The organism is Pseudoalteromonas sp. MMG005 (assembly GCF_018101015.1).
GTDB classification, from domain to species: domain Bacteria; phylum Pseudomonadota; class Gammaproteobacteria; order Enterobacterales; family Alteromonadaceae; genus Pseudoalteromonas; species Pseudoalteromonas aurantia.
Genome location: NZ_JAGJEK010000021.1, coordinates 1 through 22,364 on the forward strand (window position 1 = coordinate 1; position 22,364 = coordinate 22,364).

Here is a 22,364-nt window from a genome sequence, read left to right on the forward strand (position 1 = left end):
GGGGTCTGGCTGCTCACTGTCAAAGCCTACCTTTAATTGATCATTATCAACTACTTCAAATGAGAATAGCGCCTCTGAACACTCCGCTATCAAGTCTTTAATATTTTCCACTGAAACTCTATCCTTAGTCTCTAGAATAACCTTATTTTTAATGGAGGTTACCTGTGTAGTGTAATGTACTGCCATAACAGGTAACCTTTTGTGTAAAGCAAACTATGACATGTATGCCACTGTCATGATTAATTGCTTAAATAGCAGATAATACAACACTGTGAACCGCCCAGTTCACCGCTCACTTTACTCATGCTAAATAAGACTTAATTTACAAATAATGTTGAGCTTACTTTTTTATTTTTCGCTTTCCACCAGCTCTCAACAATTAAAGTTCGTAAAAGCCATCGATCTTCACCATTAAATTTCGGCTCATAAGCATTACGGGAATGGACAACTCTGCGATTATCAAAAATGAGTAAGTCTCCCTCAGCTAAAGATAACGAGATGCAATTTTTAACAATCGACTCTTTGACAGCAGCCATTGCATCTTTAGACTCATTGCTACATGCCTCCATGTAGGCTGGATCGTAAATTATCTCAGGATCGGAGGTGCCATCCAACACTTGAACTTTACTGCTTTGCAATTCGCCATCATTAATAAACGTCAAATCTTCCCAAATTAAATAGTCAAATTTGCTCAGTTGCCGCTCGTCACTATCAGATAAGTTAAGATGACGTGCAGGCATCAAGTACGTCTGTACCTTGTGATCTTCTCTTAAACAAAGCAACGACACATAATCTGCTTTCATCTCATGAAAACCATCTTCTACATGCCATTCAAGAAACACACTATTCGTCCCAACTTGTTTATTAGAATCTTGTTTTATAGGAAAAACATCATCCACTAAACCACTGGTTATTTTATCTTTAAAGTTATACAAGTAGCCTAGAGAGACCGATATAACCGATTGTAATAGCGCAGCAAAATCACGTTCTCGGCTAATTATATCATGCTTTTTAGGTGGGGTAGGGCACAGACCAGCTTGTAGAGGCAAGTTTTTTAACAGCAAGTAGCTATTCGTATTACCTTTGAACTTAAACTCCAGTAATTTCTTTTTAATTCTCTCTGGAAATTTAGTCCATGTCTCTAAATAGCTATACATAATCTCTGCACCATCGTCTGATTCAACAGACTGATGTTCACCAATAATCTTTTCTATTTTCTTTTTTTCAAGCTCTGATAAAACCAAAACGACACTGGTGCTTAACGTGTCACTGTCGCTCATATTAATTATAGAGCTACACTCTTTTCTCAATTCCATATTTCCCTCCTAAGACAAATACATGTCCCGTTAAAAGTTGTCTGTGCCTGAAATCAAATAGCGCATGCTACACATCTACCAACAACCGCAAAGCCTCGTTGGTTTTTTCTTTGGTAGCCTAAAACCGTATTGCTCAATCAAAGCAATACGGTTAAAGACAATATTTTTTAACCTGCGATTAGAGGCACTTATACATTATTTTTATATCACTATTGAATTCTTGCTTTCAGACACCACAGGTACGACTGCGGGTTCGGTTAACGCTTGCAACTCAATAACCTTCTCAGCAATATGCTGAATTGTCGGGTTACCAAATACGTCTTTAATAGACACACTCACACCATATTCACTATCAATAGAGGCGATTAATCGACTAATTAACAAAGAATGGCCCCCCAACTCGAAAAAATTTGCTGTGATACTGATCGTAGTGGCGTCTAGGTTAAGTAATTGCGCCCAAGTATCGGCTAAATTACGTTCCACATCCGTTGTGGGTGCACTATATTCATCCTGCGACAAATCTGGATCTGGGAGTGCTTTCTTATCTATTTTTCCATTTGACGTCAGTGGCCAAGTATCCACCACAATAATCGCACCAGGCACCATGTAATCTGGCAAGTTGGCTTTTAGTGATGCTTTAGTACGTGTAACAATATCTAACTGCGTACTGTGTTCAAATTCACCATCTAGTTTAATATACCCTACCAGCTGTTTACCCGTTGATGACTCTTTGGCCATCACCAGTGCAGTATCAATATCAGTCAATCCGATTAACTGTGACTCCACCTCACCCAACTCTATTCTAAAACCCCGAATTTTAACTTGGTCATCTGCACGGCCAATAAACTCTAAATTACCATCAGGCAAATAACGGACGAGATCTCCCGTGCAATATAAGACATTTCCAGTGAGATCTTGGCTCTGATTTTGTACGAACTTTTCATTCGTCAGTGCCGTGTTATTATAATACCCCATCGCTAACCCATCACCTGCCACATACAGCGTCCCAGAGACACCTTGCGGTGCTAACTGCAAATTATCATCTAATATATAAAGTGACGTATTTGGAAACGGTGTACCCAATGGCATTGAGTGCATGTTAGTTTGTGCCATATCCTGATAATTCGCTTTATAGTAACTCGTATCGATGACGGTTTCCGTTTGTCCATATAAATTGTAAACGTTTGTTTTTTCATCAATGACTTGCGTGAGTAATGCTAAATCCTCTTTTTTCCATGCTTCACACCCAATCGATATATGCTGAAAGCTCGTTAATCGGGCTTTATTCTCCAATAAGTGACTAGTCAGCACTCTAATAACACTTGGCACAAAATCACCGTAGCTCACTTGATGATGTTCTATTAGTCCATGAAGATCACTCGGAGATATCAGCGTTTGGTACGAACAAATAACCAGCTTGCCACCATTACTACATAGCGCCTTAACAATATCGCCCAACAAAATATCGACCGACAAACCAGCCATTTGTAACACTGTGAGCGGCTTCTTATCAATTTCGAATATCTCATCCCAACCTACTTTCCGCGCAATTAAGGCTTTATGCTGAACCATAATCCCTTTGGGTTTACCAGTTGTTCCTGACGTGTAAATTACGTACACCAAGTTTTCAGACGTTAAGCTTATTGATGCCTTATCAATGTTATCAATTGAATACTCGGTAAAAATAGACTCGCCATCGACCTCCTGATCCAGTATCAGCAGTTTACCCTCAACGCTAGACAATTTATCCGTCAAATGAGCCTGAGTTAATACAACCTCCGGTGTAGTATCCTCTAGAATATCATTGAGTCGCGACTGGGGGTGTGTAGGATCAAGTGGCACATAAGCCCCCCCAGCTTTTAAAATACCCAGTATACTTATCACCATTTCCAATGAGCGCTCCACACATAACCCCACCAATGTATCAGGCTTTACACCATGATTTATCTGTAAGAAGTGAGCAATTTGGTTGGCTTTTTCATTGAGTTGTTTATAAGTGAGTGATTCATTCTCAAAGGTCAGTGCAACGCCCTCTGGGGTTTTTGCGACTTGCTCTTCAAATAACTCATGGATACACTGTTCATTAGGGTACTCTAATTGCGTACTATTGAGCGTATGGACAAGATGATGAACTTCTTCTTGAGGTAAAATTGGCACAGCATAAGGTGCTTGCTCTGCCTGAACGTCCGTGTGGCTGAGATTATTTAACAATTCACACAAATGCGTGTTCAACTGAGCTATGTGAGACTCTGAGAACAAGCTCACATCGTAGATCCAATTTAAGCTCACACCTTGCTCATTAATACTCACATTCAGCTCTAAATCGAACTTAGACTGAATAAGGTCTGATTGATGCGCCTGTAATTCGACATTTGGTAATTGAAAACACTGGGCATTGCTATCACTATTAACACCAAAATCACTGTTCGTCGTGAGCATGATTTGAAATAGCGGACTGTGTTCTGTGCTTCTTGGTACCTTTAAGCGCTCTACCAATTGTTCAAATGGCACATCCTGATTTGACTGAGCATCCAAATTCACCAATCGAATATGTTCGAAAAAACGAGAGAGCGTCTCATGATGCGTGTTAGTGCGCAGCACAAGTGTATTAACAAATAAGCCGATCATCGGCTCTAGCTCAGCTTGAAGGCGATTTGCTATTGGTGTACCAATCACAATATCAGCGCTATTACTGTGTCTGGCCAATAGCAATGACAAGGCGCTATGCACAAGCATGAAAGGTGTTAAATTATGATTTTTAGCCAATTCTAACAAACCTTGCGCAAGGTTACTTGAAAGCTCATGTGTAACAATGGCACCGATATGTTGCTTTGTTTTGGGTCGCGGATAATCACACGGTAATGAGTGTATCATTGGCGCGTCATGAAGTTGCTTTTCCCAATAATTTAACTGTTTATCTAACACCTCCCCCTCTAAATATTCTTTTTGCCAATAAGTATAATCTGCGTACTGAATATCCAGTGGTGGTAATGGGTTTTCCTGCCCTTCACTATACACATGATATAAGGTAAGAAATTCTTTGATCAATACTTCCGTAGACCATCCATCCGATGCAATATGATGCATATTGAACAATAATACACCTGAATCAGATGCTTTTTTCACATAGCTGACACGCAACATTAAATCTTCTTTTAGATTAAATGGCTGGTCCATATCATGACTTATCATTGCGTTCACTGCGACAGTAAGCGCATCATCGCTCAAATGAGTGCAGTCTTCTACTTTAATCTCAAAATCAATGTCAGATACATCACGAATATATTGATGTGCACGTCCGGCTTCAGCAACGTACACAGTACGTAGCACTTCATGACGTGCTAAAATGGTGGTAAATACACGCGACAATATCGATAGATCCAGCTGACCTTTTACTTCAAAAGCGACCGGCATATTGTACTCTGCCGATCCCCCTTGCAAGCTATCTATGAACCAAAGTCTTTGTTGTGCATAGGACGTGATTATTGAATCTCCAACTTGTGCCGGCCTTGCTTTTAACTGCGGTGCGCCCGACGTGGCGTATTCTTCTAACAATTCAACAATGTCACTTTTCATGGCCACTATTTGTGCTTTAATCGTATTATCCATCGCGCCGGGAGGCGCTTTAAAAGCTAACTTACCTTTTTCTAAATAAAGTATAATGCCCTTACTATTGGCCTCTTTCAATAAATCTACAACATTCATAATAATCCTCCCTCCATCTCACTTACTTCGCTATCGTGTGTTGCATTTAGTAAGATCATTGGTTCTAAATACGCTGCCAATTCGGCAATTGTTTTATTTTGAAATAACACTCGGACGCTAATATTGACCTCAAATTGCTCTTGGATACGATTAAGTACTTTCATCGCCAACAATGAGTGCCCCCCAATGTTGAAAAAGTCATGAGATGTCCCTATCGTCATCGACGTATCCAATAGCTCTTGCCAAATAGCAACCAACTTAGTTTCCACATCCGTTGATGGCATCACATAATCCGCACTTGTGTAATTTAAAGCCAATGTCACCAACGCTTTCGAATCCAGCTTACCATTTGATAAATAGCTAAACTCTTCTAGTTCGATCAATTGGGTTGGTACCATATATTCAGGTAACGCGCCTTTCAATTTCAGGATGATCTCTTGCTCAGACACCTTGGCACCAATGTAAAACAGAGACAAACTATTACCGACCACCTTACATTGTGCTTGTTCCGACAAACCATTATTTATGACAAACATGGATACTTCCTCAGGTTCAATCCTAAATCCATTCAGTTTCACCTGATCATCAAGTCGCTCCAGATACATTAAGTTACCATCGGCTAAAATTTGTACATGATCACCGGTTTTATAGAACTTGGTAGACGCTAAATCACAGTACTCAAGCGCAGCAGCAGTGAGTTCATCTTGTCCATAATAGCCAGAAAATACCGAGTCTCCACTAATTTGCAGCTCACCCGATTCACCAACCTCTGCAACCTGGCCACCTTCCGTTATTACTCGGCAGTTCAGGTTATTAATTGGATACCCAATTGGCACAAAGTCAGTCTGTAAACGCTCATCAAAGCGCCAAAAGAGTGCATCAATACAGCACTCTGAAGGCCCATATAAATTTACAACGTCACAATTGAATGCATTCTTTGCATTGAGTGCTGTTATGGTTCTTAACGCTTCTCCCCCACAGAAAATAGTGTCTAAGTGATATGTCTGTGATTCAGAGTTTGATTCTATTAACAAGTCTAATAATGAAGGCACAATCTGCATGCGCGTAATCTGCTGTTCAGTCAAAGTCTGTTTAAATAATGCCTGATCATAATTGATTGCCTGTGGCGCTATTACCATGGTTGCACCAACCATTAGCGGACTCCAAAACTCCCAAATAGAGGCATCAAAGCTTGCTGACGTTCTTTGTAAAAAGCGGTCTTGAGAGTTAAACTTGAACTCTTCGTTTATCCAAGTCATATGGTTAAGTAGCGCTTTGTGGCTAATGCTAACCCCTTTCGCTTTACCCGTCGAACCAGATGTAAATAAAATATAAGCTAAGTCATCTGGTGCAATCTTAATCGCAGGCGCTGTAGTATCATATTCATGCAAATCCAACTCAGCATAATTAATCGAGTGACACCCCTCAACCATCACATCCCCTTGACAAATCAGAGAGCTGGCCTGTGCATCTTGTATCATAGCGCTGATACGCTGTGCAGGAAGATCAATGTCAACCGGGACATAGGCGGCCCCTGTTTTCATAACGCCCAGCATCGCAATAACAAATTCAATAGAGCGCGTAAGGCATAGCGCAATGACATCACCATGACCTATACCTGCGGCGATCAAACAGTTCGCCAATCGATTTGCATCGTCATTAATGTCAGCAAACGTATGCTTTTTGCCATCAATTTGTATTACAGAACCACCCGTTGTGTCTGCAATGTTGGTAAACTGATCCAATACTGAATGACAACTCGCTGCGACGGTGTCACCCCGGCCTTGATAAGCATGCTGCTCCTGAGTACGTACCTCACCAATGTGCTTTATTAAATCAGCTTTACAACTTGCTACAAAATATGCCATTGCCTGTTCATCCATATAACCTGTGTCATATGTAAACTGTAATCGGCTATTTTTCCCCTGATTAATAAAGATAAATTGTATTTTTAACGCTTCCGATAGACTAATAATTTGTTCAACATCACAGTGCGACGCTGACGATCTTTCAATACTATCAAAAATGAAACTAAACCCTGAAGTTTCATGGTCATGACTTTTAATAAAGCATTCACCATAATCAACGCCCTGCTCACTTAATGCTTGCTCCTGTTTAATTGCGGTATCAAACACTCCATCCATGTCAGGAAATAAAGGCACTGCTCGACTTAACGGTCCGATAGCATCGGCAAGATCACAGTCTGCACGACTATCAAATACTCTTGATAGCACCGCGTCTGATGAGTATCTTTTTAGTGTGTGTCTCAAACTAGCACAAATCACTTCTGCAATACTCACTTGATGTGTAAATGCATAACTCGCAATGGGATCATACAGGTCATCTAGCGCCATCTTAGCAAACGCATACACACTTTCTGTCGTCTGAACATAACGTTGTAACGACAGCTTTTGCTCTAACGCTCGCTCACTTTTATCTCGAGACCAAAATTTACGGGCATCTAATAATTCTTCATCTAGTAGGAAATCACCTAACCAAGGTGCCAAATCTTCATATTGAATGACCTCGTCATGTAACCGCCCTTGTGCATCCTGAAGGCGGCCGTTACCTGCATCAATTAAAGATTCAGCCAAATAATTCAGTGAGAAAACATCAGTGTTCAACCCCATAACTTCAAGGTGAAGCCAACATGAATCGACCATTTCTGCCACGACAACTCGTATCCACGGTACAGTTACACTGCTAATTGACTGTGTTTTTGACTCTTTTTTCTTTTGCTCAGTGACCTCATCTTCATTCAGACCGTGCCAATTCACAGTAGAAAAATGAATTGGCATGTCGGTGGCAACGTGCTGCCATAACGCCCCCAATTCATCGGTTTCATAATGTGTGCGAAGGATGTCGAAACACCCGACCAACTGATGTAAATACGCTTCAATACTCTGAGCATTTAGCATACCAGGGTAGACAGCACTAATAGCGGCAGTATTTAATTGTTCTTTATTCGTATTCTTTAGCTGATTCCAATGCGCTCGTTGGATCGGAGACGCCAGCACTTTATTATTCATTGGTTATTCCTTGTTTTTCCGGTTGATGAACAACCAAAAAATATTCATGTGTGTTTATCTAATTATCAACAAAGAACTCACGACACTTGTAAAAGCATCAATTTAATTTTCGGGAAAGTGATATTTACTGTAAAAATGAGCCTAGCTATATAATATTATTTAAATAATAAATTTATAAGAAGCTAGCTCTCTCTTAGTAACATCTTTGTTGCTCTAATTTATCTTCCTACAAAAAGCCCATTTCCATTTCTTCTTGCTGGGCATTGTCTGATTCAGGAACGTAGGCACCTGTATCCGCAAAATGCTGCATTTCTTGGGCAATTTCACTTAATACAATATTGATATTATCTAGCTTTTCTTGATTTTTTCGTAATTCAACTTGTTCACCGACAATGCTAAAATCAAGATACTTTTTAAAAGAAGTAAAATCCTTGTATTGTGCATAACAACCTGCAAATAAACCTTCCCACCCAGCAAAAGGAGGTGGATACCTGAATTTATCATGCTCTTTAAAACCAAATTTAGGATTAGTAATAATTACTTTAACCGCAATGCCTATTCGTTCAAATTGAGATGGTCCTGACGAATGAAATTGATTGGCCCTGAAAATATAAGCATCACCCAATGAAGGTTTAACAACACAACTTGTTTTCATGTCACTTTTAGATAGTGTAGAGATTTTTCCTTTTGCATCATAATATAAGAAGCTCTCATTTAAAGTACGTATGTCCAGCGACGTAAATTCTTGAGCAACACTTAAATAATCAGGCGATTGTGTTTCGCCATCAATTAAAAAGTTACTTTTCGGAAATGAATCTTCATCGTACAAACTCGGTACATCTTCCGCAGTCATTACTTCAAATAAAGGCTTTTCATCTAATTTTTCTAAGGCTTTTTGACGATACAATGGTATCCATAAGTTGTAACAAGGCCCCATCCATTGATCAATTGAATCAATATGCCATTGGTACTTGTTCTCTTTGTTTAACTCTGAAACCGGTCTAACCGCTGAGTTTTCTAAGTTTACAGGTGCAACAAAATCATTTACATAAGCAATATCACTGCGACTTAAACCAGGATGAAGATCCTTTAAACCATCGATCACAATATCCAAAAACTCATCAGAATTCGACTCAATAAACTTCCTATTTACATAGTGGAGTTGATCATAAAAACAGTCTTTTTTTTCAATACCTGTAATTGTAGAGTGTACTAGTCCCAGTAAAAGCCTATTAGGAATAGGTTTATCTAATTTCAACATAAATGCTGCACCTTTAAATACCGTAAGTTTAAATCAATAATTACATAATAAAAAATTGAGAAGTGAAAATCACCCCTCAAACAAATCCGTAATACAAACTAGAAAACAACACTAACAAAATAAGACAAGTGGGATTATCTTTCTTGAAAGTATATTCATCGCATTTATTTTATATTATTGTACATAATCAATTATTAAATATATTTCAATTAAAAACTCAAGTCAATTAATACTTATTAGAATATAAATCAATTAGAAAAACTTAAGTTTCAATAAAAAATGCGTCAACCTCTCATGCGTGAGACATTAACGCATCATCACTGTTACCCCATCGCAACCAACACTTTACGGTCCCCTTTAAACGGTTTCCTGCCGTGTGCGACCAGCCAGTTATCAAGTAGTAGTACGTCTCCCGCAACCCAGTCAAATTTAACTTCTTCTTTGAGATATGCCAGACGGATCGCTTCCACTGTATCATCATCAATTGCGCTCCCATCACCATAACTCGTAGAATATGGAAATTCAGCAAGCGATAAATCTTCTTCCATTCTCGCTTTAACATCTGGGCACAACGTATTTGTATGCCAAAACGAAATATGATTAAACCAAACATTTTCACCACTTACAGGGTGAGCATGCACGGCCTTTCTCACTTGTTCGGTTACCACTTTATCTGCTGCTAATTGAGTGACTTTAAGATCTACTTTTTCTCCATAAGCCTTAATCTCTTCAATGTCATCCATCCCGAATGCTTTCTCAACGCTTGGGCCATATCCATTGCCATAGTTTCTGCGTAACAACCAGCCATCGCGTTTTTCGAATTCGGATGCAATCTCACTACCAATGCGATTAAGTACTTTACGAACATCAACTAACTGGGTTTGCCCCCCTTCATCAGGGGCATCTAAGCAACAAAATGCTAATTTGTTAGGTGGTTCAGTAACATATGACAGCTCATTGTGTAAGGAGATCTCTTGGTCTGCTGGGAATTCTGTTGCCGTATACACACCTTTAGCGAGCTTAGTTCTCGGTGTTGCCCCCTCCACATACTTTGCTGTCTCTTTAATACCTTGGGCAACAAATGCCTGAAAGTCTGCTTCACTATGAATATTAAAACCTCTGAACAGTACAGCACCAAAGTCAGCTAAATCCTTTAATACCTGCTGCTCATTCTGATTGTACCATGTTGGTAAATCAACGTTAGGTACATGACATTTATATACGATTGGCAAGGTCGGCGACTCATCTAAAAAGACCCTAGAAACCACCGAACTCTTTGATGTTTTCGTTTCCGAGCTTTTGTTTCGCCACTTGTTAAAACTCATGCTACGTTTCCTTCAATTGGGAATTGTTTTTTATTTTTCACAGGCTTAAATTTACGCTTAGCCGAACGTAACTTACTACGAGCATGTTGATCTAGCTGTGCTTTAACCATAGTTAACGTTAAACTTGACTGCTCACCCAATATCAACAGCTCAATCACTTTTTCTAATTTTGTAAGCTCTGTTTGATTAAATGTACTGCCGTTTAACGACCAAACACCACTCACTAATTGCGAATTTATATTCGTAATTAACAAACTGACTGGACATTTATTTACTGTCAAACCGCCGTGTGACTCTTTTATTAAGTTGTTCAAATTGAAATCTAATCGGTAGTCAAATATGTTTTTCAATGTCACTCGATGAAATTTATTATATTCCTGAGTTATCCATTTTTGATCTACAAAACCATTTTCCAAATCATGATGTAACTTATTCAATGTTTCAATCATATTAGTTTGCACAGTGCCACTGTTATCAAACTGATTAAAAATAAAACCAGACGATGAACCAGCTATCGGTAAGCCAGAAACAGTGCTTAACACACATGTACTTTCTAAATGAATTGCTAAGGCCATATTAAAAATAACTGAAAAAGCTGAGGCCATAGAAACATTATACTGACATGCTAATGTCTCTAATGCAATAGATACTTGTTTGTCTAATAAAAGATCACGCGTGAGCATTCCCTCTCCAACATGCTGACTTTTGCTCATAATATGTTCGGGGGTTGGAAAACTTTTAATCTCTTTTTGCCAAAAAGCAGATTGCTCACTCAGTCTCTTTTTATCAATTTTTCCATTGCTAAGCAATGGCATACGATCAACAACAACACAATTTTTAGGCAGTAAGTAAGTAGGCGATGCATCTTTAACCAATTTTTCGAGTCGACTAAGTTGCCCTTGTATATCGTCATTATTATTAATGAAACTTGCATACACAATATCTTCATACACAACAACTTGACGGACCGCTTTGTTTGATGACACTGCCGCCTCTAACTCTAGACTTTCACGAGTCACACTGCGATCTTTATAATCAATAATCGATAATGTGCCATTGTTCAGCTGTCTAACCTGTAATTCACTATCATACCAGCCTTTACCTGATACGCCTGAAGTATAAAGATGCCCAACAGCGCCCTGTGGTACAGGTGCTGCATTTTTGTATAGAACTTTAGTCTGATCATTGTCGCAAATATGGCCTAAATTTATGGGCTCTCCAGTAACGACTTGTCCAGCACTAATGTAAGTCACCATGTCAACATTGAGTACCGTATTTACGGGGTAAAGTGCGCTCCACTGCCACACTAAGTTTTGGCACCCATGCTCAGCTACCACAGATACCTGTTCAAGACTATAATCATTGCGGCAGGGCAACTCAGCCAATAGCGAGGGTGTTAACGTCACATGGCTGATTTCTTTAGAGATTAATACATCTCTCAATGCATATTGATTATCATGTAGCACTAATTTGGCACCTGCCGTTAAACCACTGAGCCACTCTGTTACACACAGACTTGAGGAAGTGGGTAAAATCAACAAAGAAGACTCATCAGTCAGGGCCATACTTTTTTGTTGTCTCAATATTTGCGCACATACCGTGCCATGGCTAACTTGAGTACCATTGCCACAGCCACTTTCAATGGCAGGATCCCCCTCACTCAAAATCACTTCACTAAAGTCTAAATCATCGTCGTCATATTCAACATAAAGAGACTCATCTATAATTAAACTCGTTTTATTGCATGTCTTAGCAAGCCTATTTGCATGAATCAACATGTTACCAGAGCGTAAACATTTATGCTGATCTGACAGTGTGCCATACTGCTTTAGTTCATGATAAGCATACACCCCACCCGCCTTTAGCACAGCTAACAATACCACATAGCATTGGATATTTTGCGCTAAACAGACATCAACCGTTTGACCACTAATTAAGCCTTGGGCGATTAAGTATCTTGCTAATCGATTGGCTTTGCCGTTGAGCTGCTGATAACTGATCAATTCATCGTTATCTTGAATTGCAATTGCTTCCTGCTTCGAGTGCGCCACTTGCTCAAACAATTCATTCACTGAATCTAAGCCACTATTTAAACTCTGCTTATTCAAAGCCTTAACTTTAGGAGACAGTGCAATATGTTCAATATCCATATCCACGCTTTTTGATAACTGCTTTAAAACCAAATCAAAGCTTTCAGACAACCCTTTGATTGTTTGTATATCAAATAAGTCCGTCGAATAGGTTAAGTTAAGCCACATCCCCGCGTCATCTTCCTCCGCGACCATTTGAAGATCATATTTCGTTAGCGAATTTTCACCCATGACCGGATAGGTATCCAAGTCAGCAAGCTTAAACTCTGATTGTTCTGTATTTTGCAATGTAAACATTATTTGAAATAACGGACTATGGCTAAGTTCTCTGGGGATTTTTAATTTATCTACCAATGAATCAAACGGAATATCCTGATTATCAAAGGCCGATAAGGTATTTTGTCGATTTCTCGATAATAAAGAAGAGAAACTCTCACCTTCTTTCCACTGACTACGGTACATCATGCTATTGATAAAATAGCCAATCATTGGCGCGACTTGAGGATGAGCCCGACCTGCAATTGGGCTCCCGATCACCACATCTCGAGTCTGGCTCCAACGCCCAATTAACACAGAGAAGGCACTATACAACAACATAAACAAAGTTGACTGATTGGCTTTGGCTATCGACTTCAAATCATTCATCGTCTCATTACCAATAAACCATGAGTATGTGTCACCGGCAAATTTTTGATGCTGCGCTCTAGGCCGGTCAAATGGTAGGGAGTGACTATACGGCGCCCCTGCTAGCATTTCCTTCCAAAAAACCAACTGATCGGCGATCTTTTCATCTGTATAGTGGTTGCGTTGCCAATGTGCATAGTCACAATATTGAATATCAATCGGTGGCAAGGTGTTTGGCAGCTTTTTACAATAGCTATCATACAAGGTAATAAATTCACCAATCATAATCGCCTGAGACCATGCATCTGACGCTATATGATGAAGTGTAAACAACAACACATGGTCGTGATCAGCGCGTTTCAGCACTTTTGCCTTCAACATTAAATCAGATTGTAAATTGAAGACTTGATTCATCTCTTTGGCAGACCACTGCTGTACTTGGGCCCTCTGATCCATTTCAGAGTATTCACTCAAGTCAATAAGTGGCAACTCCATATGCTGCAATGACTGCACCAATTGACGCACTTCACCTTCTTTCTCAATATATACCGTTCGCAGCACTTCATGCCGTTCGATTAATACATTCAATGCCCATTGTACTGCCGCTAAGTTAATCTCGCCTTTTAAGCCAAACGCAGCATGAATATTATATTGGCTACTTCCCCCTTCTAACTGATCTATAAACCAGAGTCCTTGCTGCGCAAAAGACAAAGGCAATACCGCTTTTTTATCAACCGGTATAATGCGTGTTTTATCTTGTGCTTGCTGCTTCTCCTGCTCTTGTTTTTGTAAATAAGAGCTAATTTCATTTTTATTGTTTCTGATCAATGACTTTAAACTTTCTGGAAACTCGCCTTCCTCACTAATATAAGCCAGCTGCGAACCTTTAAGATAAAGTACAATATTACAAGCTTCTGCATGTGCGATAATTTGTTGTGGTGAATTCATTAAAATGTTCCTTCTTCTACAGCTTTACCCGCTTCTAATAATTGCGCTTTCTTACTCTCAACTTGAGTATCCTCCAGCTCAATCGCCACTTTTTTAGCTAAGTGCTTAATCACTGGTTGTTCAAAAAATTCCGAGATAGATACAACAGACTCTCCGACTGAAAAAGTTTTCCTCACTTCACTAATTACGCGCGTCACAACTAAAGAGTCGCCTCCGAGGTCAAAAAAGTTATCTTCGATGCCTATTTGTTCAATACCCAAAACATCTTGCCAGATAGCAACCAACTTTTGCTCTATCTCGTTGCTTGGTTCAACATAATCACTGTCAAGTTCTGGTCGTTCATATAACGTTTGTTGTGACTCGCTAGGTGCCTTGTCAACCCACTGTTTTAAACGACTATCCAACGCACCGGTTGAGTGAACTAATTGCGGATAGTACGACATAGATAGTAACTGACTAAAAGCGGTCTCACCTTCTTCGGGAGTCATTGAAAAGCCGATATTATTCGCGGCTTCACCTGAAAAGTCCCAGCCATCCCAATTAACACTGATCCATCGCTCATCTTCTTCAATATGTTTGTTTTGTACAAACGCATCCATATAAATATTTGCAGCCGCATAAGCACTGAAACCCAATCCGCCGAGCACTGATGACAACGAAGACATCAGTAGGCAAAAATCGACATTTCGATTGCGCAATAACTTGTCCAGTACCATAACACCCGCGACCTTTGAACTATATTGTTGTTCAAAGTCCTGCACCGTTGTTTCAACTAAAGCAGTCATTGACCCATGTAGCTGCCCTGCAGCATGAATAATACCGTTTACCTTGCCAAAATCACGTTCAACCGCATTGAATACTGCTTCCATTTGTGTCAATTCCGCTGAATCTGCAGCCATTACTGACACTTGAGCCCCTCTCGATTCTATCTGTTGAATCTGATTAATACGCTCACAGACCTTTGATTCTGGTTGACTTTGTATTAAGCCGCTCCACTCACTCCGTTGCGGAAACTCCGAACGACCGACGAGCACTAATTTAGGGTTGCTTACCGTTTTACTAATATATCCCGCGAGCAGTAAACCTATGTTACCCAACCCACCGGTGATCAAATAAACGCCATTATCTTTAAGCGTATGTGCCGCTGGCGCATCAGCTGCAATGTGAGTTTGTTCATATTGCTTCTCCCAATACTGTGAGCCTCTCAATGCAGCCGTTGTACTGCGCTGTATGGACATAAGCTCAGTAGATAGCCTCTTACCTAAACGAGTCAAATATGTATCACCCCGATGTGGTTGCAGTTGAATATCAATATGACGACATGATAGATCAGGGTATTCTTGCGGTGCCACCTTACATAAACTGGTTATGGTTGCTTGTCCTGGGTTAATCAACTCCTCCCCTGTCACACTTTCAATCTCATTGGTAATACAATCCACCGCAATATCAGTACTCAGGTCAGCTTTAACAATTGCCTTCATAAAATATAAAGCACTTAAGGCCCCGCTTTGCTGCGTACTCCAAAAACTATCCATATCATCTGAAGGGTTCTGCGCACCAGACGATATGCTCGTTAGGTGTACTAAACGAGTCAGCGGAGTACGCGCATTCACAGCATCAAGCAATGTGTAATGTTCCGCCTCTTGGCTCATATCAAAAGTGTAATTGTTCTCACCAAGGTAACTGAATGTATCACCCGGATACGCGCATACCACCGTGTGACCAAGTGCGTGTAAATGTGCCGATAGCTGCTCTGCAACACCTTCAGTATCCATGATGAGCAGCCAAGATTTTAATGCTGTATCGAGCTGCATTTTTCCCTGTTTAACTGCCGCTTTTTGTTTCCATGTCGGCACTGACCACCACATATCTGAAGGTAGTTTGGCATTCGGATTGTTCACTCGGGTAGTTGGTAATACGCTTCCCGCTTCTATCCAATAACGTGTTTTTTCAAATGGGTAGGTAGGTAAAGGGACTCGACGTCCGCGCTGACCCAAATTGAATGCATCCCAATTAACATTAATACCATTACTCCACAGTTTGCCTATCGTATCTTGTAGGCTAACGACATCACAAGTCGATTCATTCGGATGTCGTGTCGTGGGTACGATGACATGTTCCCGCGCCTGCGCGCTCTTTCGCGCTAATGTAGATAAACTTCTACCAGGCCCAACTTCAATCATAACCTTCGCAGAACATAAATCTTCATCGTCAGACAAAATCGTCTCAATCCCATCCGCAAATAGCACTGTGCCTCTTAAGTGATTCGCCCAATAGTGTGGATCCTGAGCTTGCTCAGCCGTAATAAACTGACCCGTCAGGTTTGACACATAACGCATAATGGGTGCGTGCAACGTTACACCTTTAATCACTTGTAAGAATTCATCTAAAATGACATCCATCATTTTTGAATGAAATGCGTGCGAAGTATGTAATGGGCGATAGCTAATATTGCGCTCATCCAGTAGTTTCTCTAAATGTGTCAAATCTTCTTTGCTACCCGATGCAACACAGTTATTAGCAGAGTTTACGCCTGCCATACATGTGCCAGTCATAACCAACAGCGGACGTAAATGCTCCGCTGCCATCGATATGGATAACATGCTGCCTGGCGCAGCTTGTTGCATGAGCTGCCCTCTTGCACTCACCAACTTTAACGCATCATCAAGTGTAAACACACCTGCCAAGCACGCTGCAACATATTCCCCGATACTATGTCCTATCATCGCATCAGGCTCGATACCCCAAGACTGTAATAGCTTCGCCAAGCTATACTCGATTGTAAATAGCGCGGGTTGAGTGATATGCGTTTGATTTAAAAGTGTCTGCGCCATATCCGTGGTCACTGAACCATTCTCACTCGGATAAATAATCGCTTCTAGAGATTCTCCTGATAATAATGCTAAGTGCTGTGCACATTGGTCAAATTGTGCTTTAAACGTTGGCTCATTGATATAAAGTTGTTTCGCCATATCTACATATTGCGCCCCTTGTCCAGGGAACATAAATATAATTGAGCGGTTGTCACCTTCATTTTTCACAACCTTTGGATTGTCTTTTAATTGACTAATTGCATCCTCTATCGACTGACAAGACACGTGAGTACTGTATTCATACTGTGTTCTGCCAACCTGCAATGTGTATGCAATGTCGTGCATACTGACGCTACGCTCTGTTTGCTGCTCTAAATGATGGACTAAATTGTGACATGCCGTTTTGACTGCCGTAGGAGATTGTGCCGAAATAGGTATCAGCCAAGTATCTCGTGGTGAGGTACTCGGTGCTACCTCTGGGGCCTGCTCCATAATCACATGCGCATTTGTGCCTCCAATCCCAAAAGAGCTAATACCAGCACGTCTTACTGCATTCTCTTCACATTCCCACGTTTTCAAGTCCTTGTTAATATAAAAAGGTGTCTTCTCAAAATTTATCTGAGTATTACTTTGTGTAAAGTTAATGCTAGGTGGGATCAGCTTATTTTTCATTGCTTCAACCACTTTAATCATGCCAGCAGTACCTGCAGCAACATCTAAGTGACCAATATTCGCCTTTACTGACCCCAATGCACAATAACTTTTCTGTGGTGTTTTATAGGCTTTTTGCAAAGCCTTAACTTCAATAGGGTCCCCTATTTTAGTCCCTGTTCCATGCGCCTCAAGATACTGAATTGACTCTGCATCAACATTGGCATTATCCATCGCCTTTTTAATTACCGCCGTTTGTCCCGAAATACTCGGCGCCATATAGCCGACTTTCTGAGCCGCATCATTATTTACCGCGGTCCCTTTGATCACAGCATGAATCGTATCCTGATCTGCCAGTGCTTTATCTAAGCGTTTCAATAAAAGTACGCACCCACCACTGCCACCGCGAGTACCCGATGCATTCACATCAAAAGGTCGACAATGCCCATCAGATGAATTTACGCCCCCTTCAACATAAGAGTAACCGTCTGGTTTTAATGACGCTAAGCGCGCACCACCAGCCAATGCCATATCACACTCATTAAGCAGTAAGCTATTACATGCTTGATGCACATTAACCAGTGAAGAGGAGCAAGCTGATAATACATTTAAACTCGGCCCCGTTAAGTTCAATTTATATGACAACTTTGTGGCTAAGAAGCCTGCACTCGTGCTAGAAACAAGGCTCTGCGCAGCTCCACCAACTACATCTGGGTTGGAAATTAGATTCTCGATTAAATAGGCACTGTCGGTCACACCAACAAAGACACCCACATCCTTCGGCTGTGACCTGTCACCATACCCTGAGTGCTCTAACGCATCAGAAGCAACTTCAAGCATAAGTCGGTGCTGCGGATCTAATAACTCAGCCTCTCGAGGTGTAAAATCGAAATGTTTCGCATCAAAATCGGCAATGTTATCTAACACGTCCATCGATTTCACATAGTGTGGATCTTGAAGTACGAGAGGATCAACGCCCGCAGCCTTTAATTCTTCATCACTGAAAAACTGTATTGATTCTTCCCCTGAGCGAATATTTTCCCAAAATTTATCGACATTATCAGCCCCTGGGAACCGCCCTGCCATACCAATCACAGCTATATCGGTATTACCTAACTCAACTGTTCTTGCTGATTTAGGCGGTAACGCTTCCTCTTCTGCTGCGCAATCATCTGATAAGAACTGCGATAAACTGTGTATCGTTGGATATTCAAATATATCAGTGAGCTCAACTTCTAAGTCCAAGCGTTCCTGTATGACTTTTTGCAAAGTAATACTCAATAAAGAGTTGCCACCCATTTCAAAGAAATTACTATTCGTTGACACTTTTTCTAGCTCTAGTAATTCACACCAAATAGCCATTAGTGTTTTTTCTATGTCATTTTTAGCGCTAACAAAAACCTCATTACGCACAACATCCCCAGGATGTGGCAATGCATTTTTATCCATTTTACCATTAGCAGTTAAAGGCCATTCATCTACCAAGATAATGAAGCTCGGCACCATATAATCTGGGAGCTGTTTTCCTAATGCCATTTTAATGTCAGCAACCAATATATCCCGCTGATCTGTTTTTGTATCGTGCTGTGCTTTAACATAGCCCACTAACTGCTGTGAACCTGCCACTTTATGTGTTGTGACAAGTGCTGAATTCACCAGTGCTAATTTTTCTAATTGTGCTTCAACCTCGCCAAGCTCGATTCTAAATCCACGGACTTTCACCTGATCGTCAGAACGGCCTATAAATTCAAGGTTACCGTCTGGCAAATAGCGCACTAGATCCCCCGTTTTATATAAATGAGTTGAGCTGTTTGTGGTGTTTTCATCGTAAAACGGGTTCGTAATGAAGCGTTCGGCTGTCAAATCAGGGCGATTTAGATAACCACGTGCTAATCCATTTCCGCCAATATGAAGTTCACCGATACCACCATATGGCACCAGCATATTATTGTGCATGACAAATAGTGATTTACCTGGCAGAGCTTTACCAATACTGACATCATCACGGCAGTTGAGCGATGCAACCGTACTCCACACTGTCGCTTCCGTTGGACCATATTCGTTAAACAACACAACTTGTTGATTAGCAAACTTTTGGTAATGCTTTTCAACCACATTCTTTGAACAACTTTCCCCAGCAACAATTGCCCCTTTCAATGCTGGTAGTGTGGTACTGTCGACTTCATTAAGTATCAAGTCATAGAAGCTCGGCACCATCAATAAATGGCTGATTTCATGCGCTTTTAACTGGTTTACAATATATGAGGTATCACCCTTGCTGTGTGTGCTCAGTAAACATAGCTTTGCACCGCCACATAAAGTGGAAAAAATACCTGCAACTGAACTATCAAACGACATCGAAGAAATCAGCAAAAAACTCGTGAACTCAGTGTATGTTTCATATCGGCATTCAGTCGAATAGACCAATGACTCATGTTCAATCATGACGCCTTTAGGCTGACCTGTTGAACCTGACGTGTAAATAACATATGCCAGATTAGATGCGGTTAAATTTATCGTGCTTGGTAACATGTTTTCTTTCGAGTATTGCGTGAATACATGCGTAACGTGAGCAGCTGCAACTTCTCCCAAATTATCCAATGGTACAATCGTCCCTTGGAAATCGGATAACACATCCTGCACTTGAGATTGACACAATACTAAGTTTAACTGGGCGTCTTCCAGCATGTAATTCAGACGTGATTGAGGATAGTCAGGATCTAACGGCACATAAGCACCACCAGCTTTTAAAATTCCCAGAATACCAATGACCATTTCAACCGAGCGTTCAGCACATAAACCAATGAAAGTGTCAGGTGTTATACTATGATTAGCGTGGATATAATGTGCCAATTGATTCGCTTTTTCGTTCAATTGTTTATACGTTAATTGCTGGTCCTCAAACACAACAGCAATATTATCTGGGTTCTCTTGCGCCTGGTGCTCAAACAATTCATGAATACATTTACCTGTTGAGTAGTTCATTTCATTGTCATTTAAATCATGTATCAAATGGCGCGTTTGCGCTGCTGATAACATAGGCACTGTCTGTGGTGATTGAGTTGATGGAGTTTGGCTCAACCCTGTTAATAAAGTACACAGATGCTCATTCAACTCTTTAATATGTTGCTCTGTAAATAAGCTAACATCATATGTCCATCGCAGCCCAACGCCCTCATCACTGATATTTAAGTCAATATCGAGGTCAAATTTGACCTGAATAAGATCAGATGCATTGGCGCTTAACTCCACATTAGGCAATTGAAATGAATCAATGCCATTTTCACCATCGATACCATAGCTGGTACTCGTGGTCATCATTATCTGAAACAGCGGATTATACGCTTTACTCCTTGGGACTTTAATGTGATCGATCAATTGCTCAAAAGGCACGTCCTGATTTGATTGTGCATCTAGGTGCACCTGCTTAATGTGTGAAAAGAAGTCAGTCAGTGAGTTATGTTCCGTACTCGCCCTGAGTACTAACGTATTAACAAAGAAGCCAATCAAAGGCTCTAATTGTGTTTGCAACCTATTGGCTACTGGCGTGCCGATCACAATATCATGGGTATTACTATGGCGAGATAGTAATAAAGAGAGTGCACCATGCAATAGCATGAATGGCGTCAACTGATAGTCTTGAGCGACAGACATAAGCTGCTTTGCAATATGACTCGGTAATGTACCTCTTACCACCGATGCCGCTTGCTGCTTATTAACTGGACGAGCATGATCAAGCGGTAATGAATGAACCGCAGGCACCTCATCTAGTTGCTTTTCCCAATACCCTAACTGCTTTTCTAGCACCTCACCCTCTAGGTATTCACGCTGCCACTGAGCATAATCGGCATATTGAATGTCAAGCGCTGGTAATGGGTTATCTTGATTTAAATAGTAAGCATGATACAGCGTCAAAAACTCTTTTGTTAACACCTCTACTGACCAGCCATCTGAAGCAATATGGTGCATATTAAATAGTAATACCCCGGATTGCTCTGTTTTCTTCAAATAACAGACTCGCAGCATTAAGTCACTTTCAAGATCGAATGGTGTCGTAATATCTGCGTCAATCAGTGCTTGTATCGCGTGATCTTGAGTCTCATCCGTGAGATGGGTTAAATCTTCTTGCTGAATACTAAAATTCGCCTCAGCCATATTCTGAACTTGCTGTAATATTTGTCCGTCTTCTTTAAGATATACAGTACGTAGCACTTCGTGTCGTTCGATAATGGTACTAAACACAGCATTTAACAGCGTGCTATCAAGCGTTCCTTTAACATCGAAAGCCATTGGCATATTATATTCTGGCGACCCACTTTGCAGGTTATCAATAAACCACAAGCGTTGCTGAGCAAATGACACCTTTGCTTTGCCCGTCGGTCGGTCAAACGCCTTGATCTGGTCACCCTCGGTTTGTTCACTGTACATCTCAGCCAATTGTATAAGGTAATCAACCAAAATTGCCTTGTTATTTTTGATTAAATCACGCAGCTCACTGGTGATAGCCCCTTTTGGCGCTTTTGCTTTAAGTTGATTATTATCGTCTAAATAAAGATCAATATCCGACATCGCTAATGTATTAATTATATTTTTTGCATTCAT

The 22,364-nt window shown here is 40.6% G+C and carries 8 protein-coding genes; all 8 read right to left on the bottom strand.

What is annotated here, in order from left to right:
• The coding region (locus J8M01_RS16615) for a hypothetical protein (protein WP_211058703.1) at positions 1 to 186 on the bottom strand (186 nt) is incomplete at its 3' end.
• 131 nt (positions 187 to 317) lie between these two features.
• Positions 318 to 1,316, bottom strand: a complete 999-nt coding sequence (locus J8M01_RS16620) for a TauD/TfdA family dioxygenase (RefSeq protein ID WP_211058704.1) — start codon at positions 1,314 to 1,316, stop codon at positions 318 to 320.
• Between the two features lie 201 nt (positions 1,317 to 1,517).
• Positions 1,518 to 5,021, bottom strand: coding sequence for a non-ribosomal peptide synthetase (locus J8M01_RS16625; RefSeq protein WP_211058705.1), 3,504 nt, complete (start codon positions 5,019 to 5,021; stop codon positions 1,518 to 1,520).
• Positions 5,018 to 8,050 (bottom strand): amino acid adenylation domain-containing protein, encoded by a 3,033-nt coding sequence (locus J8M01_RS16630; protein WP_211058706.1) that lies wholly within the window; start codon positions 8,048 to 8,050, stop codon positions 5,018 to 5,020. Before J8M01_RS16630 ends, J8M01_RS16625 begins: the two co-directional genes overlap by 4 nt.
• Positions 8,051 to 8,276: 226 nt before the next feature.
• On the bottom strand, positions 8,277 to 9,311 hold the full coding sequence (locus tag J8M01_RS16635; RefSeq protein ID WP_211058707.1) for a hypothetical protein: 1,035 nt from the start codon (positions 9,309 to 9,311) through the stop codon (positions 8,277 to 8,279).
• A 323-nt stretch (positions 9,312 to 9,634) separates the two neighbouring features.
• Positions 9,635 to 10,636, bottom strand: coding sequence for a TauD/TfdA family dioxygenase (locus J8M01_RS16640; protein ID WP_211058708.1), 1,002 nt, complete (start codon positions 10,634 to 10,636; stop codon positions 9,635 to 9,637).
• A complete protein-coding gene (locus J8M01_RS16645) occupies positions 10,633 to 14,298 on the bottom strand; it encodes a condensation domain-containing protein (RefSeq protein ID WP_211058709.1) in 3,666 nt (1,221 codons plus the stop codon). Before J8M01_RS16645 ends, J8M01_RS16640 begins: the two co-directional genes overlap by 4 nt.
• The gene (locus J8M01_RS16650) at positions 14,298 to 22,364 is read right to left on the bottom strand and encodes a non-ribosomal peptide synthetase/type I polyketide synthase (protein ID WP_211058710.1); all 8,067 of its coding nucleotides are present in this window, start codon (positions 22,362 to 22,364) and stop codon (positions 14,298 to 14,300) included. The genes J8M01_RS16645 and J8M01_RS16650 overlap by 1 nt, the downstream gene beginning before the upstream one ends.

Bases quoted from the DNA above. Each gene is read 5' to 3' on its own strand.
- J8M01_RS16620 (WP_211058704.1), bottom strand. From the start codon at position 1,316: ATGGAATTGAGAAAAGAGTGTAGCTCTATAATTAATATGAGCGACAGT.
- J8M01_RS16625 (WP_211058705.1), bottom strand. From the start codon at position 5,021: ATGAATGTTGTAGATTTATTGAAAGAGGCCAATAGTAAGGGCATTATA.
- J8M01_RS16630 (WP_211058706.1), bottom strand. From the start codon at position 8,050: ATGAATAATAAAGTGCTGGCGTCTCCGATCCAACGAGCGCATTGGAAT.
- J8M01_RS16635 (WP_211058707.1), bottom strand. From the start codon at position 9,311: ATGTTGAAATTAGATAAACCTATTCCTAATAGGCTTTTACTGGGACTA.
- J8M01_RS16640 (WP_211058708.1), bottom strand. From the start codon at position 10,636: ATGAGTTTTAACAAGTGGCGAAACAAAAGCTCGGAAACGAAAACATCA.
- J8M01_RS16645 (WP_211058709.1), bottom strand. From the start codon at position 14,298: ATGAATTCACCACAACAAATTATCGCACATGCAGAAGCTTGTAATATT.
- J8M01_RS16650 (WP_211058710.1), bottom strand. From the start codon at position 22,364: ATGAATGCAAAAAATATAATTAATACATTAGCGATGTCGGATATTGAT.